The 17,006-nt window shown below is 58.9% G+C and carries 14 protein-coding genes; all 14 read right to left on the bottom strand.

Annotated elements, in window-relative coordinates:
- Positions 1-313: 313 nt before the first annotated feature.
- A complete protein-coding gene (locus EXN68_RS23075) occupies positions 314-874 on the bottom strand; it encodes an NAD(P)H-dependent oxidoreductase (RefSeq protein WP_142843066.1) in 561 nt (186 codons plus the stop codon).
- Positions 875-923: 49 nt separating this feature from the next.
- Positions 924-2,105 (bottom strand): acyl-CoA dehydrogenase family protein, encoded by a 1,182-nt coding sequence (locus EXN68_RS23070; protein ID WP_142843064.1) that lies wholly within the window; start codon positions 2,103-2,105, stop codon positions 924-926.
- A gap of 113 nt (positions 2,106-2,218) precedes the next feature.
- Positions 2,219-3,322, bottom strand: a complete 1,104-nt coding sequence (locus tag EXN68_RS23065) for an LLM class flavin-dependent oxidoreductase (protein WP_142843062.1) — start codon at positions 3,320-3,322, stop codon at positions 2,219-2,221.
- 108 nt (positions 3,323-3,430) lie between these two features.
- Entirely contained in the window at positions 3,431-4,564 is a 1,134-nt protein-coding gene (locus EXN68_RS23060) for an LLM class flavin-dependent oxidoreductase (protein WP_142843060.1), read from the bottom strand.
- Positions 4,561-6,279 carry an ABC transporter ATP-binding protein gene (locus tag EXN68_RS23055; protein WP_142843058.1) on the bottom strand — a complete coding sequence of 573 codons (1,719 nt, stop codon included), beginning with the start codon at positions 6,277-6,279 and terminating at the stop codon, positions 4,561-4,563. The genes EXN68_RS23060 and EXN68_RS23055 overlap by 4 nt, the downstream gene beginning before the upstream one ends.
- The gene (locus EXN68_RS23050) at positions 6,258-7,103 is read right to left on the bottom strand and encodes an ABC transporter permease (protein WP_142843056.1); all 846 of its coding nucleotides are present in this window, start codon (positions 7,101-7,103) and stop codon (positions 6,258-6,260) included. The genes EXN68_RS23055 and EXN68_RS23050 overlap by 22 nt, the downstream gene beginning before the upstream one ends.
- Positions 7,100-8,110, bottom strand: a complete 1,011-nt coding sequence (locus EXN68_RS23045) for an ABC transporter permease (RefSeq protein ID WP_142843054.1) — start codon at positions 8,108-8,110, stop codon at positions 7,100-7,102. The genes EXN68_RS23050 and EXN68_RS23045 overlap by 4 nt, the downstream gene beginning before the upstream one ends.
- A gap of 38 nt (positions 8,111-8,148) precedes the next feature.
- Complete coding sequence (locus EXN68_RS23040; RefSeq protein WP_142843052.1) at positions 8,149-9,804, bottom strand: ABC transporter substrate-binding protein; 1,656 nt, start codon at positions 9,802-9,804, stop codon at positions 8,149-8,151.
- A gap of 336 nt (positions 9,805-10,140) precedes the next feature.
- Positions 10,141-12,546: a molybdopterin-dependent oxidoreductase gene (locus tag EXN68_RS23030; protein ID WP_142843050.1), complete on the bottom strand. Its 2,406-nt coding sequence runs from the start codon at positions 12,544-12,546 to the stop codon at positions 10,141-10,143.
- A 38-nt stretch (positions 12,547-12,584) separates the two neighbouring features.
- Positions 12,585-13,961, bottom strand: coding sequence for an FAD-binding oxidoreductase (locus tag EXN68_RS23025; protein ID WP_142843048.1), 1,377 nt, complete (start codon positions 13,959-13,961; stop codon positions 12,585-12,587).
- Between the two features lie 115 nt (positions 13,962-14,076).
- Positions 14,077-14,679: a 2-hydroxychromene-2-carboxylate isomerase gene (locus EXN68_RS23020; protein ID WP_142843046.1), complete on the bottom strand. Its 603-nt coding sequence runs from the start codon at positions 14,677-14,679 to the stop codon at positions 14,077-14,079.
- A 12-nt stretch (positions 14,680-14,691) separates the two neighbouring features.
- Positions 14,692-15,264 carry a TetR/AcrR family transcriptional regulator gene (locus tag EXN68_RS23015; protein ID WP_142843044.1) on the bottom strand — a complete coding sequence of 191 codons (573 nt, stop codon included), beginning with the start codon at positions 15,262-15,264 and terminating at the stop codon, positions 14,692-14,694.
- A 49-nt stretch (positions 15,265-15,313) separates the two neighbouring features.
- On the bottom strand, positions 15,314-16,342 hold the full coding sequence (locus EXN68_RS23010) for a ketopantoate reductase family protein (protein ID WP_142843042.1): 1,029 nt from the start codon (positions 16,340-16,342) through the stop codon (positions 15,314-15,316).
- Between the two features lie 345 nt (positions 16,343-16,687).
- Positions 16,688-16,870: a hypothetical protein gene (locus EXN68_RS23005; RefSeq protein ID WP_237681460.1), complete on the bottom strand. Its 183-nt coding sequence runs from the start codon at positions 16,868-16,870 to the stop codon at positions 16,688-16,690.
- Positions 16,871-17,006 lie beyond the last annotated feature (136 nt).

Raw genomic sequence — 17,006 nt, 5'->3', positions numbered from 1 at the left:
TGCCCGGTTCATTTAGGACTGGAGATTAAGCTGAAGCCAAAGTTGAAAATGTATCGATGTTCAACCGGCAACAACATACTCCATGCCAATTTGGCATTAACTCAATGAGGAGCCCAACATTCTTGATCGGCTCTCCATCAGGAGCCGCTCGATTGTCCCGTATAACCGTGCATCCACTGATCCCAATATCATAGACCTGATCACCATTCATTTCGCTGAGCACGCGGCGCTGGCGATACCGATCCGATCTTATAAAAAATTAAACGGGCGTTTTGAGCGAGCCATTACATACTTATCCCTGCACATGATCCCGTTATTCCGCAGCGATTGTTACGCTTTCATAACGTGCTTTCACGAGCAAGACAGCTTCTGCGATTGCCTGATTTACCCGCGCGTTTATAGTCGGTGAAAGCGCACCTTCTATAAAATCACGGCCGGAGGTGTAGATTGCGGTCGGTGTCACGAACGCTTCGAAAAACGCAAATAGCGGTCTGAGTTGATGCTCCACCACAAGTGAATGCTGGTCTCCGCCGCCGGTCGCCGTCAGGATGATCGGCTTGCCTCTGAGGTCGGCGGGGTCGAGAAGATCGATGACGTGTTTAAAGAGGCCCGTATAACTTCCCTTGTAGGTTGGTGAGCCGATCACCAGAGCTTCGGCCTCGATAATCGTCTGAACAACCCGCTGTGCGTTCCCATCAAGATCCGTTACGGATCGCGCCGAGCCTAACGATGTCCCCAGATCCTCGACGTCGAAAACCTGATGCTGCAGGCCCAGTTGCCCGGCCAGTGCTTCGCTGACATTTTCAACAAAACGCTTCGTGTTTGATGGGCGTGACGTATTGCCGGAGAAACCGACGATCAGATTGTTGCTCATTGGACGTTCTCTCGGATGATCATGAGGAAGTGGATCGCGCTACTGCGCCTTAAGCTGTCTTCAGGACTGACAGGCTGGCTGGGTGTTTTGATCGGTCATTCTCGCCCGTTTTCCAGCGCTCAAAAGCAGTACGTCCGAGAATGGCGACGGACGTATCCTCCTGGGGGGCATGGACGAGAACCGACTGGATATCCCGGAAATGCCGCTCCAGGCCCAGATCGGCGTTGAGGCCGGGATTGCCGATGCCGCGGACAGCAAGCTGGACAGCGTCGCGGATTTGCCTGCCGGCGAGAAGCCGGGCCCTTATCAGGTGTTCGGCATCGCCGATATGGTTTGCGAGCGCGCCAAAGATGATCTGGCGGGCTCCGGAAACCAGAAGGTCGATCTCACCCGAGAGCTCGACGAAACGTTCCGTCTGCGCAATCGGACGGCCCAGATTGGCGGGCACGCGCTCATGCGCGAAGCGGATGAACGCTTCCTGAGCGGCCTCAGCCGCGCCCAGATAGATTGCAGTCAGCGCAAGGGTCATTGCTGCATGGCCGCGATTATCCTGCTGGGCGACCGAGGGATCAACAAGCTCCAGCACATTTTCCGCCGGAATTTCAACATCGGTATATTCGACGTCGTGCGAACCCGTCGCCCGCATTCCAAGGCTTTTCCAGTTTTCTATGATCTTGATGCCGGGCAGGCCGTTTGGAACGACGAACGTACCGACCCGAGCCTGAGCCTCGTCGGTGTGCGCCCATACGAGGAAGTGCGTGAGGCCGTGCGCGCCCGTCACGAAGCGCTTGCGCCCGGTGATCGACCAGCCATTTGCCGTCCGGTGTGCACGCGTGGCCGGCAATCCGCCGCGCGCCGGAGAACCCAGTTCCGGTTCCACACGGGCGGCGTTGAGCAGCAATGGCTGGTGTTTGGCCCTGGAAAGAAGTTCCCTGTAGAGACCGTCCGGCCAGTGGTCTTTTGCCGCCTGTCCCAGATGCGTGAAGATCGTCATCGCGCTGATGAGCGCTACAGAAGGATCACCGCGTCCAAGCGCCGCCAGAATATGGGCTGCGGTGTTCAAGTTGCCTCCCGAACCGCCGTAACGCGTGGCCACGGTGCTCTCAAGAAGCCCAGCCTGATGAACGGCACGAATACCGGTCCAGGGAAATTGACCGGTCTGATCCGCATCCGGTGCGGCTTCGGAAACGGCGCGCACGGCGGCGTCAAGTGCGGTGGGATCGTAGGACATGCGGTAACGGCTTTCTGAAGGTCGGCGGGCGGGATCATCCGTTGCGGGCGTGGATGATCCCCGTCTTGGAAGAAGAGGTGGATGGGTCCGACGGCGTGGCCGGACCGCCGTGATCACGCGGCGGTCTTCTTCTTTGCCTCTTCACGTTCGCGAATACCCTCGCGGACGAGGGGCAGGATATATCGTCCGTAGTCGACGGCATCATTATAGTTGTCGTATCCACGGATCGAAATCAGATCGGCGCCGAGATCAATATAGTCGAGAATGGAGTCGGCGATTGTGCGGGGTGATCCGACCAGAGCGGTTGTCGCGCCGCTTGCATTGGTCGCGGTGACCGTCGGATACCAGAGCGCGCGGTCATGGACATCGCCGCGTTTGGCGATATCGAGCAGGCGCTGGGAGCCGATATTAGCGGGTGGTGTTGCGTTGACCGGCGCGCGGGAAAGACCCTTCTGGCGGTTCTCGTTCAGACGGTCGAGAACCCTGTGCGCCTTGTCCCAGGCCAGTTCATCCGTTTCAGCCACGATTGGCCGGAAGGTGACCCAGATACGCGGGCGATCGGTTCGACCCGCTTTTGCGGCTTCGGCGTAGATGCGGTCAATCTGCTGCTTGGTTTCAGCCAGCGGTTCGCCCCAGAGGCCGAAAATGTCGCACAACGAGCCGCCGATACGATAGGCGGCATCCGACGAGCCGCCGAGCGAAATCGGGATCAGGCCGTTGGTGGGACGTACGGCGCTGCGAAACTGCTTGAACTGGTAATATTTGCCGTCGAAATCGAAGGGCTCGGTTGACGTCCAGGCAAGACGAAGTATGCGGATATATTCTTCCTGCCGCTCGTAACGCTCTTCCTTGTTGAGGAAATCTCCCTCGCGCGCCTGCTCCTCGTCGCTTCCGCCCGCGATGAAGTGGACGACGACGCGGCCACCGCTCAACTGGTCGAGCGTGGCGAGAGATTTGGCCGCAACCGTCGGATAAACGGTGTTGGGCCGGAGTGCGACGATGATCTTGATATTCTTCGTATGCGCAAGCACCGTCGCGCCCAATGTGAAGGGATCGAACGAGGAAGAGGAATAGGGAATGAGCGTGTAGTTGAACCCGTAGTCGTCCAGTGCACGCGCATAGCGTTCCAGGAAGAGCGGATCGACCGGAGCATCCGGGATGGGGTTCAGATCATTGGACGCGTTGGGAAAGCTGACGCTGATGAATTCCGCAGCCATGGGAGCTCCTTGGTGTTTCTGGATATCGGGTAAAAGCTAATGCCGGCGTGGCATATGAGGAAGACAGGTCTTTCTATTTCTATGGAATATGTAGAAAATATTGCCCGACTATCCTTGCTGCCTGGAACCTTGGATTGTCGTCTGTGACGGCATTTCGTGATCCGGAGCAGGCGTCCATCCCAGAGATGGAGCGACTGTCGTTGCAAGATCGGAGAGCAATCGTATGTTTTCTGGCAATGCGAAAGCGGGTGGCAGAAACAGAACGAGTTCATCTGCGGTCGCCAGTCCCGGGTCGCTCAATATGCTCTCGATAACCTCGTCCGGTGTACCTTGAAAAACGGGAGAAATCTGCGCACCGACCGGTTGGCCGGCAGGAGCCAACGCACCCTTCGGGCGTGACGCGGCAATTCCCACCGTGCGGCGCTCGAGGTCGTAAGCGGCATATTTCTCACGCAGTTCGGCGGTGGTCCCGACCAGAATGGAAGCTGCAACGGCGACGGGCGGCGGCGGCGTCTTCCAGATGCGAAGCCAATGGGTGCGATAGGCGTCGATGATCCGCGCCTGATACTGACCGAATGTCTCGCCTTCGGCGTGATCGTGAAGGACGGTTCCTGAAATCAGGCCGATACCAAGTTCGGCGGCCTGGATGGCGGAATCGATGCTGGCAGAGCCCTGTCGGATGCGGCTCCGCAAGGTCGGGCTGTGCGGTGTAACCCGCAATCCGGCTCCCAGAGGCGCCCCTTGGTCCCGCTCCGTAACAGTGTGCAATACATCTCCGGCAATGGCTGCGAGGAAGCGCGACTGGCGGCGTTTTGCCTCCGTTCGCGCATCGGCATCGACTGTTCCGAAGACGGCGTCAAACGCACCGTTGGCCCCGGTCGAAATCGCCAGTTCAAGTCGGCCGTCGATCAAGAGGTCGGTCGTTCCTGCCGCCTCGGCCAGAAGGATGGGATCCTGATAACGCATCGGAATGACGGCGGAGCCGAGCGTGATGTGTCGCGTATGCTGGCCGACCGCCGCGAAGAAGGGCAACGGGGAAGACAGATAATGATCGAAGTGACGCTGATAGGCCCAGCCTGATTGATATCCCAGCTTTTCCGCCTGCCTGAACAGTTCAATGCCCTGTCGCAACCCCTGTGCCGGACCGTCATCGTCGTTGAACGACACCCGCGTATTGAAGCCAAGCCGCTGCTTAGGTCGAAACAACGCGGGAAGGTCGCGGGAAGGTGCTGCAATATTCATGCGAGTTGCTCCCTCCGCAGAGTGTGCCGGACCGCGGGAACGCGAACCGTCCCGGCAATGCCCGACGGGATGGAGTTCAGCAGCGACGCGGTATATTCGTGTCTCGGATTGCCGAAAATCTCGGTGACGGCTCCATGCTCGACGATGCGTCCCCGCTGCATCACCGAAACGCTATGCGCAAGTTGCCGGACCAGAGCGAGGTCGTGTGAAACAAAGACATAGGTCAGGCCGAGCTTGGCCTGCAGAGACAGCAGAACCTCGACGATGTCGCCCTGAACGCTGACATCAAGAGCGGATGTGGGTTCGTCCAGCACAATCACATCCGGTTTGAGGACCAGCGAGCGGGCGATCGCCACACGTTGACGCTGCCCGCCGGAGAGAGCCGACGGTTTGCGTTCCAGCAAATGCTCACTCAAGCCGACATTCGCGAGAGCTTCCCGTACCCGCTCGGAGCGCTCTTTCGGCGTCCCGATCTCGAACCGATCGAGTGGTTCACGCACAAGCTGTCCCACCTTCCACGTCGGGTCGAGTGACGTAAACGGGTTCTGGTAAACCAGTTGAAGATGCCGCCAGACAGAACGGAGCGAAGCCCGGCTTTTGCTCGTGACGGTCTCGTCGGCAACCGTGATTGTGCCGCTTTCCGGCTCTTCGAGCCCCAGCAGCAGGCGGATCGTCGTCGTCTTGCCGGAGCCGGATTCGCCGACGAGCGCATGGGTCGTGCCTGCCGGAACCGTAAATGAAATATTGTCCACCGCCGTCAGGGTTTTGCCATCCACGGTGAAACGTTTGGTGACACCCTCTACCGCAATCTTCGGCGACTTATCACCCTTCAGGAGACCGAACCCCGGATCGCGAAACTTTGCATAGCGGTCAGGGTTGAGGGCTGGCACGTCCCCATGGAGTTTCTTCGCATAGGAAGAGGAAGGGGAGGAGAAAACGGCAGACGTTTTGCCTGCCTCCTGCACGACGCCGTTCTTCAGCACAACGAGCTTATCTGCCCGCTCTGCCGCTATCGCGAGATCATGGGTAATGAGAAGCAGGCTGATGTTCAGCTCATCCCGAAGGCGGGACAGGAGATCGAGGATGCGTTTCTGGATCGTGACGTCGAGCGCCGAGGTCGGCTCGTCCGCCACCAGCAGGGCAGGACGCGGCAATATTGCCAGAGCGATCAGCACGCGCTGCAACATGCCTCCGGACAGTTGATGTGGATAGGAATCGTAGACCCGTTGCGGATTGTCGAGACCCACCTTGGCAAATGTTTCGAGGATAAGTGCCTTGCGGATCGCCGGATTGACCTCTTCGGTCAGCGCTGCCGCTTCGAGTGCTTGCGCGCCGATTGTTCTCACAGGGTTGAGGGAGTTGCCGGGATCCTGCGGCACGAAGCCGATTTCGCGGCCGCGATACGGCCTGAAGCGCCGTTCCGGCAATGCCAGAATATTCTGCCTGTCGAAAACGACCTGACCCGTAGCGTTCGCCCCGTTGGGAAGAAGCCGCAGCACGGCTTTCGCGATTGTCGATTTTCCCGAACCGGATTCCCCGATGAGGGCAAGGCTTTCGCCGCGCCCGATTTCGAAGCCGACATTATGGACGACCTCCTGCCTCCGGTAGGCAACGACAAGATTTTCGACCGCGATGAGGGGCGTCGCGTGTTGTGGAGACGCCGCCACGAACTCGGGAAGGATTGGCGCTGTTTTCAGTGCGATTTGCGAAGCCATCGGCTGATCCTGTTGACAGAGAGGACGGTCACGATCGTAACGAACGCGGGGGCATAAACGAGCCAGGGCCATTTGAGGTAGTCCTTGCCGATTGAAATCAGCAGGCCCCAGTCGGAGGAGGGGGGCGGATCGCCGTAGCCGAGGAAGGCGAGGCTGGCGATGACAAGAATGGACTCGCCGAATTGCAGGACGGCAAGCGGCAGCATCGAGCGAGATGCGTTTGGCAGGACATGTCTCAGCACGATGTATCCGCGTGAGCCACCTGCGAGGAAAGATGCCTCCACGAAGGTCGCCTGGCGGGTCTTGATGACCTCCGAACGCGCCACACGGGCGAAAAACGCAATGGCTGATATGCCTGTCGCAATGGCGGCGTTTATCGTCTCGAAGCCGATTGCCGTGACGATGATGACCGCGAGCAGGAACTTCGGGATGGACAGCAGTACGTCGACAAAACGCGCAAAGACGATATCCACCCATCCGCCGAAAAATCCAGCGAGCAGACCGATCACGCCGCCGACCAACACGCCAATGACGACGGCGACGAGCGCGCTCGATACCGAGGACGCGGTGCCATAAACGACGCGCGTGTAGAGATCGCGCCCCAGATGATCCGTGCCGAACCAATGTGCGGCACTGGGCGCTAGGAGCTTGTTGGCCGGGACACCGTTGACCGGGCTCAGACTTGTGAAGAGCTGCGGTGCAACCGACCAGGCGACGACGATGGCGATGACAAGCAGGGAGAGGGCGACCGTCGCAGTTATATTGAGACCTTTCAGTCTCTCCAACGGATTGCTGACGGAAACCGGGCTGGAGATAAGGCTCATGGTTTGGCCCCCGTTTCAAGGCCAAGCGACGTGTCGTCGATGGTCGACAGGCGGCGTTTTCGGCCAACGATAATTTTCACCCGTGGATCGAGCAGCGGATAGAGAAGATCGGCGACGAGGTTGACGATGACGAACACCACGGCTCCCAGCGAGACGATCGCCTGCAGGACCGGCAGGTCCTGGGTGCTGACGGAACGCTGTACGAGACTGCCGATACCGGTCCGGCCGAATACCGTTTCCGTGATCAGCGAGTTGCCCAGAAGTTCGCCAACGGTCAAAGCGATAACCGTCACGACGGGCAAGGAGGCGGGCTTGAGGAGATGTGTTGCGAAAAGCCGTCTCGGCCCGATGCCGCGACTGCGGGCAACCGCTGCGTAATCCTGCTCGGCCTCATGATCGAGATTGGCAATCAGAACTTCCGCGATCTGTGCGGAAAACGGTATGCCGATGGTGATCGCCGCAAACAGCGTGGCCCAGAAGCTGTCCGGTTCGATGACGCGGAACAGCCTGAGCTGAAAACCGAAAAGGTGGATCAGAAACAGGCCGATGACGAAATTAGGTGTCGACAGGAACAGCGAGGGGAAAGCGCGCAGCAGTCCTTGGCCGTAACGCTTCGGCACGACCTGGGTGCCGTAGGCAACGGCAAAGGCGAGGATCAAGGCGACCGTTAGCCCGGCGGAGGCCAAAACCAGCGTGGATGGCAGCACCTCGGCAATGAGTGTCGAGACCGGTCGGTTGGAGCGCATGGAAATGCCGAGATCGCCCGTCAGGAATGCCGACAGGGAGTGCCAGAGCTGCACGATGATCGGCCTGTCCAGCCCCTGTGCAGCAATGATTTCGGCGATCTCCTGCTCGGTGAAACCGTTCTGCGGGTTGCGCAGAACGCTGGTGATCGGGTCGCCGGGCAGGACGCTGACGACCACGAAGGTGAAGACATAGGCCAGGAGGATGACGACGATCGCCTGGCCGAGCCGCTTTGCGGCGTAGGTTAGGTAGGCATTGCTCATGCCGTCACCTCCTTGACGTTACTTGGTGGGTGCTGGCGTCATTCGGCAATGAACGCTGTGTAATAGCTGGCGTAAGCGACGCCGTTATAGACTTCGCCCTTCAGCTTCGGCGATTGCACGTAGATGCGCTGGACGATTTGCGTGCGCGGTATGAAGTAACCCTGTTCCAGCACGTATTTTTGCAGGCCGTCCAGAAGAGGCTTTCTGTCCTCGACTGAACCCGCGCCGGCGATTTTGTCGCGCAGATCGTTGAGCTTCGCATCACGCTCATCCAGTGCAAACCAGTTCTCGCCATTATTGGCATTGGTCAGGATGCTGGCGACCGTGCCGGCATCGATGAAGCTGCGGGTGACTTCATATGTGGGAACCGCTGCACCACCGAACTTGACCTTCTCGCCAAAGGTGACAACGTCATAAGCCCTGATGTTAACCTTCCATCCGAGCCTGCCAAGCTGCTGGGCAATAAGCTCATCAACGGATTTCGAGGTTGCCAGATAAGGATTGGAATGGATCGTCAGCTCCAGCGGTTTTCCATCTTTCACGCGAACACCGTCAGCGCCCTTGATCCATCCGGCTTCCTCCAAAAGCTTCTCTGACTTTTCCGGGTTATAGGCGAGGAGATCGCTGTGATCCGTGGCACCCGGGACGTTGCTCTGAATGAACGACGTCGCTAGCTTCCAGTCCTGCGTATAGACGGTGTCGATAATTTCCTGGCGGTTGATGCCGGCCTGGAGCGCCTGGCGAACCTTCACGTCATCATAGGGCTGTAGCTTGGTGTTGACGGCCCAGCCGTTGACGAAGCCGAGATAGCGGGGGGTCGCAACAGTGAAGCCTTCTTCCTTCAGCGATTTCAGTTCCTGGGGCGAGGCGTTGTAGGCGACGTCCGCCTGACCGGACTGAACGGAGGCGACGCGAAGGGATGGCTCTGATACAAGTTTGTAAGTGATGGTATCGAGATAGGCGGGTCCGGTGTGGCCGACGGCGGCCGGACCCCAATTGTAGTCCTTGCGCTTGACCAGAGTGACATGATCGCCCTCTTTCCACGACTCCACTACGTAAGGTCCGCTGCCGGCGGTCTTGCTGAGGTCGGCCTGCTGGCCGGCAGGCTGGGCGATGCTCTTGGGAGAGATCAGGATGGAGCCGTGATAGCCAAGGGTTGGAATGAAACCGAGCGTGGGCTTCTTGAAGAATACCTTGACCGTCGTGGCATCAACCGCTTCGGCGTGATCGTAAGTCTTGGGAAAGAGGCCGATCGGATTGATTCCCTCGCTCTTGCGCCCGGCATACCAGATGTCGAGATTGGCGACGACGGCCTTCGCATCAAGCGGTTCGCCATCCGAGAAAGTCACCCCGCTTTTGAGGTGGAGGGTGAATTCCGTTGCGGTGTCGTTCTGCTCCCAGCGTTCGGCGATCCATGGGCTGACCTTGCCTTCCGCATCGACGTCAAGCAGCTTGTCCGTCACATGACCCCAGATGTGGCCCTGAAAACTGGAGATGGCACTGTTGTTTGGGATCCACGTGTCGCCCAGTGAATCGATCAGAAAGGTGATGTCACCGCCATCGCGCGGCGTATCCGCCGCCAGTGCGCTCAGAGGTGCCGCTGTTGATAAAAACAGCGATGCGGAGACAGCCAGAGAGGCCGTGAAAAGCAGCCGTCGACGCGACAGGGAGAATGAGAAAGAACGTCTTGTCATGATATGATCCTGAAAAATTCAAAGTTTTTTCGTTGCAATTTCGGCATCTCCTGCGGACGCACATGCGGCGGCCGTCATTGGCAGCAGGCATGTCAAACCGTTGCCACGTCGGCCTTTCAGCCGAGCGGGAGAATGCTTGAATTCATTGTATGGTCGGTTAGGGCGTCGCGAGGGCTAGCGAGCGGCTCGTGGGAGTTCGCTTGGCCGAGGAGCGCGCCCGCTTCTACATATTCCAGTCATGACGCGGTGCCTCCTTACGTGTTTATCTTGCCCATAAACTAGCAGCCGGGCGTGAGGGAGAAAGACTGGTTATTCTTTTTCTATCGATTTAGTGAATTATTTTATCGCCATTTTGCCGACTGTTTGGATTGGCGTTTCAGACGCCCTTGAATTGCCGTCTCGCTCCGGCGGTCGATGTTGGTCTGGCGACGAAGACGCTCTGTCACGCGGCGTAAATGTCATGGCTTCGAAAACCCTGACGGGCGGCAAGTCGCCGGTGAAAAGCTCAATCGCCACCTTCGCAATCTGGCCAGTGGAACCCTGCGACAGTTTCGAAGTGCCGATGTCGCGGGTCAGGACATTGGGATTGCCATGGATGCAGAGGGAATTATCCACCGCAGCATCCTGTGGCTCGAACCATGCGCCGGTGGCAAGCTGCATCACGCCCGGCATGACGTCTTCACTGATGACAGCGCCAGCGAGACAGCTGCCGCGCGCATTAAAAAGCCTGACGACATCGCCGTCAGCTATTCCGCGGGTCAAAGCGTCGGCCGGATGGATACGGACGGGCTCCCGATCCCTGATCTTGGTCGAACGGCTGAAATCGCCATAGTCCAGCTGGCTGTGCAGACGTTGATACGGCTGATTGCAGACAAGATGCAGGGGATGGAGGCGGGCATCATCGGGCGTCTCCATTCTTGGCGGATACCAGCGCGGATGACCTATGCAGTCATCATATCCGAAGCTTTCGACAGTCTCGGAAAAGATTTCGATTTTTCCTGACGGTGTCGCCAGCGGCTTCGTCCCGGAGTCGTGAAGGAAAGCGCGCGCCGGGCCACCGTCGTCTGGCTTGACTGGAAGGGGCAGCTCCCCTCGCTTCCAGAAGGTCTCAAAGTCCGGTGCGTCGTGGCCGCCGGCCGCAAGCGCCTGACGGGTCGTCTCGTACAGGAAGGCGAGCCATTCTCCGCTGCTGCGGTTTTCAGTAAAGGCATCGAACCTGCCAAGTTCCCGCGCAATCCCGGCGAATATCTCATAATCGTCGCGTGCTTCGCCAACGGGGGCGATCAGCCGCTTCATGGCGATCATCAGGGGATCGCGATCGGCAGCGCCGATGTCGTCACGTTCAAGCGTGGTCGTGGCGGGTAGCACGATATCGGCGTGCCGGGCGGTCGAAGTCCAGGCCGACTCGTGGACGATGATCGTTTCAGGACGGCGGAAAGCGGTTCGCAGCCTGTTGATATCCTGATGATGGTGAAATGGATTGCCGCCCGCCCAATAGACAAGCCTGATATCGGGATAGTGAAGCGTGTGCCCGTTGTAATGGAACTCAGCACCGGGATTGAGCAGCATATCGGCGATGCGCGCGCAGGGAATATAGTCCGGAACGGGGTTTTTGAATTGCTGCAGCGTTGGCAAGGGAACGGCGAGCAGGTTCTTGCCGATATTACCCAACGCGCCGAGGGAGTAGGAAAATCCGCCGCCGTCCAGTCCGATCTGGCCAAGCATGGCGGCAAGGACAATGCCCATCCACACCGGCTGCTCGCCATAATCGGCCCGCTGAAGCGAGTGGCTGAGCGTAATCAGGGTTCTCGAACTCGCCATCTTTCGCGCCAGCTTGCGGATCGTCTCCGGAGCGATGTTGCAGATCGCGGCCGCCCATTCCGGGCTTTTGTGCTGGCCATCCTCCCTGCCAAGAAGATAGTTCTCGAACCGGTCATATCCAGCCGTATAACGGTCCAGAAACGCTCGGTCGTGCAGCTCTTCGGTGACGAGGACGTGCGCAAGCCCGAGCATCATCGCCACGTCCGTACCGGGAATAATGGGAAGCCACTCGGCATTCATATCACTGGAAAAATCGTTGGCCAGCGGGCTGATGAATGTGAAATGCGCACCGCGAGCCTTCGCGCCGGCCAGTTTCTGCCGAACGGTGTGCGTGCTGATCCCTCCGCCGTGGACATCGGCATTCTTGATTGCCATCCCGCCGAATGCGAGCACCAGCTCACTGCTGCGTTCGATCGCATCCCAGGTCACGCTCTTGCGGTCGAAGCTGTCATACGGTCCAAGCACATGGGGGATTATAACCATGGCCGCGCCGGAACTATACGTGTTGACGGACCGGACATATCCGCCAAGAACATTCAAGAAGCGGTGAATCTGGCTCTGTGCATGATGAAACCGGCCAGCACTCGACCAGCCATAGGAACCGCCAAACACCGCGCTCGGGCCATGATGGTCATAGACCCGCTTCAACTCATCCGCGACCAGCCTCGTCGCTTCGGCCCAGCTGACCTCGACGTAGTCGTCAGCGCCGCGTCGCTGCGCGTGGCCGGTCTCGCGTTCAAGCCAGCCCCGCCGGACGGCAGGCCGCCGGACACGAACCGGGCTATGGGCCACCGCCGGAAGATTGCCCAGCAGTGGTGATGGGTGCGGGTCATCCGGGTGAGGCTCTATCTCCAGTCGCCCATTTGCAAGGCGTCCGGAAAATGCGCCCCAGTGGGAGCTGTGAGTCTTGAAGGAATTCATCGCATGGCCTCACGATCATCGACTGCAAAGTGGCAATTCTAGTTCGGCAGGATTTTCCCGGGATTCATGATGCCGGCAGGGTCGACCGCATGTTTGATGAGCGCCATCAGCTCGACCGCATCGCCATGTTCCTCGCGCAGATAAGCGATCTTGCCGGTGCCGACACCATGTTCGCCGGTCGAGGTGCCGCCGACGGACAGCGCGTATCGCACCATCTTCTTGTTGATCGCCGCCACTTCGCCGAGTTCTTCCGCATTGCCGGGATCAACCGCGAAGACGACATGATAATTGCCGTCGCCGACATGGCCGAGGATAGCCGCCGGTACGCTGCAATCTTTCAGAAGTTCGCGGGTCTTTAATATGCAATTGCTGAGCTGCGACACTGGAACACAGACATCCGAGGACCAGCCTTTGGCATTTGGCCTCTGCGATACGACGGCATAAAACGCACTATGCCTCGCTTTCCAGAGACGGTTGCGATCTTCAGGCGCATTGGCCCACTCGAAATCCTTGCCGCCATTTTCTTCCACGATGGCGGATACCATGTCGACCTGCTCCTGAACGCCGGCGGGCGAGCCGTGAAACTCGAAAGCCAGCGTATCCTCTATCTTCAGGTCCAGCCCGGAATAGGCGTTGACGGCCCTGATCAGGCCACGGTCCATAAGCTCCATGCGGGCGACCGGGATGCCAAGCTGCACGACCTGAATGGCCGCCGCCACCGCCTGTTCGACGCTCTCGAAAGAGCAGAGCGCCGCCGAGATGGTTTCCGGAATTCCGTAGAGACGAAGCGTTATTTCGGTGATGATCCCCAGCGTTCCTTCCGAACCCACAAACAGCCGCGTCAGGTCATATCCGGCGGAAGATTTTCTGGCGCGGCCGCCGGTTTTGATGATCCGACCGGTCGGCAGCACCACGGTCAGCCCGAGCACATTTTCCCGCATCGTTCCGTAGCGGACGGCATTGGTTCCCGAAGCGCGGGTTGCAGCCATACCGCCAATCGAGGCGTTTGCGCCGGGATCGATGGGAAAGAACAATCCCATGTCGCGCAGATATGTGTTCAACTGCTCCCGCGTGACACCGGCCTCAACCGTGCAATCCAGATCTTCACCGCTGATACGGGCGATCTTCGACATGCGCGAAAGGTCGATCGAGACCCCGCCATTGACAGCGGTCAAATGCCCCTCAAGCGAAGTGCCGGCGCCGAAAGCGATGACAGGCACTCCTTCCGCCGCACATAGTCGCACGATCTCGGATACTTCGGAGGTGGTTTCAGCGAAAGCGACCGCATCGGGAAACACGGCTGCATGATGGGCTTCGCCGCGCCCATGCTGTTCGCGCAGTGTCAGTGACGTTGAAAGACGCTCCCCGAGGAGGTTCCGCAGCGATTGGATGAGAGGAGGTGAGAGGTCAGGCATAAGAAAATTCCATGGGAATCTGGCAGCGGAATGCTACAGCAGACTTATAAGTATTGAAGGCGAAGCGCCTTGCCCGGCAGATCGCCAGTACTGTCTCCGCCTTCTGGCGGCGATATCAGGCGGCGAGCTTTTCGCCCCTGAGATGACGCTCGAGGAACGGAAGGCTGTCCTGCCCCCAGTAGAGCTCATCCTGATAGCGATAGGTCGGCACTCCGAACACACCGGCTGTCCTGGCCGCTTCGAAGCTGGCCTTTTGCAACGCCGCAACCGCATCGCTTTGTCCGTGCTCATCGAGGGCTGCAGCATCAAAGCCTGTGGCCGTTGCAATCGCCAGGCGGACGTTCGCCTTACCGATGTCTTCCCCGCGAACCCAGAAGGCTTCCTGAAGCGCAGCTGCCAGCTTCAGCCAGTCCTCGCCCGTTTCTATCGCCGCGGCAACCATCAGGCCGGCCGGTGAGGGATCCGAGAGAGCGGCGCGATTGTCGAAATTCAGCACTTTTCCGCGCAATGCCGCCCAGCGCTTCAAATCCCTGATCCAGTAGGCACGTCTGGCCTCTGGCCGGTTTCGGGAATAAATGCCGCCGTTTTCCTCGATCAGCGGAATGACATGGGGGCGGATCGCGGCGCCCTGTTCTTTCGCGAGCGCAGCAAACGGTTCAAGGCCGATGAAGGCCCAGGGAGAGCCGATGCTGAAAAAATAATCGATCGTCCTTGTCATGATCTGCTGCTTTCAGTTGGGTTGATTGGTGGAGGCGGCGGCCGTGTCGAAAACGGAGAGAGCACAGTCTCGCGCAATCAGGACCGCCGTGGGATCGCGTCCGACGGCAACGGTCGCCAAGGCTCCTTCGTAGAGAAGTGACAGATGGGCAGCGGCAATTTCCACCGTGCTGCCGGCTCTTGCCAGAACAGCGGCAAACACGTCCCTGACCTTTGCCTTATGGGCACGCGCTACAAACACGACGCGCTCGGACTCGCCATGTTCCGCAACCGCAAGAGCAAAGGCACAGCCGCGAAAATCCGGGCTATCAGCCTTTTCGTGGAGCTGCTCGAAGATCAACCGGATCTGCTCCTTCGGAGCCATGTCCTCCTCCAGTACCTTCTGAAGCGAGTATATCACTCGCTCGTGCCGCGCCTGCAGATAGGCCGCAACGAGATGATCCTTTGACGGGAAATGCCGATAAAGCGTCGCCTTCGCAACATTTGCTTCTTCGATGATCCGATCTATGCCGACAGCCCGGATGCCTTCTCGGTAGAAGAGCGTGCCAGCGGCGGTGAGGATATGGTCTGATATGGCTTCTCGCATTATCGTTTCACACTGTCGTTTCAAAAGTCGCACTGATACGGATTGCCAGTCATGAAGGGACGGCAGGACTGGTATGTGCCGCCGGGTCCGGGACGGCGATGAGAGATGTGATCGCATCGAGCGGCAGCGGCTTTGAAAATCCGCCCTGATGTGCCAGCTTTCCGGCTAGCGTTTGAACGGCCTCGTTAAAAGGCGTCGGAACGCCATGAACCCGGCCCAGCAGAACGATTTCGCCGTTGAGGAAATCCACTTCGCTCGAGGCGCCGCGCCTGAAACTCTGCCATGTCGATTGCTGGCCCGGATGAATCCCGCTGTTGGGCGCAACCCGCCAGTTCGAGATGTCGACGGTTCGCTCGGAGGGTGAGGCAAAGGTGTAGCCTGCCGCTTCCAGCACATGGCGGGCCTCATCCACCAGAGCCGCGCTGATCCTGTCGTTCAGATCGCCCGGACCCTCGAAAAGTTCCAGTGCATTTCGAACGTTGTGAAGGAGCTTTGTTGCTTTCCATCGGCGGATATCGTCGCTTGCCTCGGCAAGATATCCAGCCCTGTTCAGGTCCGCCGTGACCTGCGCGGTCACGTCATCCTGTCCGAGCGGAAAGCGACCGACTGTCACGATGCCCAATTGCGGCTCGCCGCCCACCACCACCTTGCCGGTTTCGGTAAACCGCGCCGGTGTCAGAATGCTTGCACCATAGACCCGGGCAAATGTTCTCAGGGCATTCGCTTCGGTCGCCAGTCCATTTTGAAAAGTCACGACAGGCAGGTTTGCCGCTGCCGGTGTCGTCGTGTTCGAGACGCTTTGCCAGGACCAGAAGGCGAGCGCGCTTACGGCATCCTGTGCTTTCACCGTAAGCAGAAGGATATCGTCCGGCGTCAATTCCAGAAGATCCGCCAGGTCGAAGACCTCCAGATCGATCTGCCGCGTCTCTGCGGGGCGCTGGAAGGTGAGGCCATGCTGCCTGATATGGCTGATCTGGGCACCCCGTCCGAAAAGCGCATAGTCAATGCCGGAAAGTGCGAACTGCGCTGCAAGGCTCGCGCCCACCGCGCCGGCGCCAATGATAACGTAACGTGGCATCTGTCGTTTTTCGTCCTGTCTTTTACGCTCCGGATTTTCCGGAGGATTTCGGTTATTGATTTATTCGGCGGTCTGTGCGGGCGGCGATTGAGGACGGTGGCAGGATGCGGTTCAGAAGCAGTCTGGAACGGATCGTAAGGCCTTCAAGCGGTATAAAGGAAGACCGGTCATTCTATATCTACTAATTTTGTAGAAAATCAGTTCCCGAAATCGGTGATTTCGGGAGAGAATGCGCTGCCCCTGGCAGGTGGTCGGTTATCGCAGAGCCAGGGACGCGTCTGTGTTCGATGCCGGCAGGGGCAGGCGTTTATTTGATGCCGAAACCGAGACGGCGCAATGTCTGGCTCAGTCCGCGCGGCCCTTGAGCGCCGTGGCGTTCTCCACACGCTGGGAAATGGGTGCCGTCCAGCTGTTTTGCGGAAGACCCTGTTTTTCCTGAAACGTCTTCAAGACCTCGTCATAGGAATCAAGATCATCCCGTGCGGCTTGCCAATAGGTTTCATGAAACAGGATGGATGACTGGGACATCGACCCGGCAATAGCCCTCGCACATAAAATATGTCTGGCACGAATCCTGCTGCAGGATGAAGAGCGGGCCTTCCGGCATCGCCCCCGAAGACATTGGTGGGCAGACCTGAACGCAGAGATTGCAGCCGGAATTTGG

The organism is Martinezella rhizogenes (assembly GCF_007002745.1).
GTDB classification, from domain to species: domain Bacteria; phylum Pseudomonadota; class Alphaproteobacteria; order Rhizobiales; family Rhizobiaceae; genus Agrobacterium; species Agrobacterium cucumeris.
Note: the sequence above shows the minus strand (reverse complement) of the source record. Positions and strands in the feature narration are given on the sequence as shown.

Bases quoted from the DNA above. Each gene is read 5' to 3' on its own strand.
- EXN68_RS23075 (WP_142843066.1), bottom strand. From the start codon at position 874: ATGAGCAACAATCTGATCGTCGGTTTCTCCGGCAATACGTCACGCCCA.
- EXN68_RS23070 (WP_142843064.1), bottom strand. From the start codon at position 2,105: ATGTCCTACGATCCCACCGCACTTGACGCCGCCGTGCGCGCCGTTTCC.
- EXN68_RS23065 (WP_142843062.1), bottom strand. From the start codon at position 3,322: ATGGCTGCGGAATTCATCAGCGTCAGCTTTCCCAACGCGTCCAATGAT.
- EXN68_RS23060 (WP_142843060.1), bottom strand. From the start codon at position 4,564: ATGAATATTGCAGCACCTTCCCGCGACCTTCCCGCGTTGTTTCGACCT.
- EXN68_RS23055 (WP_142843058.1), bottom strand. From the start codon at position 6,279: ATGGCTTCGCAAATCGCACTGAAAACAGCGCCAATCCTTCCCGAGTTC.
- EXN68_RS23050 (WP_142843056.1), bottom strand. From the start codon at position 7,103: ATGAGCCTTATCTCCAGCCCGGTTTCCGTCAGCAATCCGTTGGAGAGA.
- EXN68_RS23045 (WP_142843054.1), bottom strand. From the start codon at position 8,110: ATGAGCAATGCCTACCTAACCTACGCCGCAAAGCGGCTCGGCCAGGCG.
- EXN68_RS23040 (WP_142843052.1), bottom strand. From the start codon at position 9,804: ATGACAAGACGTTCTTTCTCATTCTCCCTGTCGCGTCGACGGCTGCTT.
- EXN68_RS23030 (WP_142843050.1), bottom strand. From the start codon at position 12,546: ATGAATTCCTTCAAGACTCACAGCTCCCACTGGGGCGCATTTTCCGGA.
- EXN68_RS23025 (WP_142843048.1), bottom strand. From the start codon at position 13,961: ATGCCTGACCTCTCACCTCCTCTCATCCAATCGCTGCGGAACCTCCTC.
- EXN68_RS23020 (WP_142843046.1), bottom strand. From the start codon at position 14,679: ATGACAAGGACGATCGATTATTTTTTCAGCATCGGCTCTCCCTGGGCC.
- EXN68_RS23015 (WP_142843044.1), bottom strand. From the start codon at position 15,264: ATGCGAGAAGCCATATCAGACCATATCCTCACCGCCGCTGGCACGCTC.
- EXN68_RS23010 (WP_142843042.1), bottom strand. From the start codon at position 16,342: ATGCCACGTTACGTTATCATTGGCGCCGGCGCGGTGGGCGCGAGCCTT.
- EXN68_RS23005 (WP_237681460.1), bottom strand. From the start codon at position 16,870: ATGTCCCAGTCATCCATCCTGTTTCATGAAACCTATTGGCAAGCCGCA.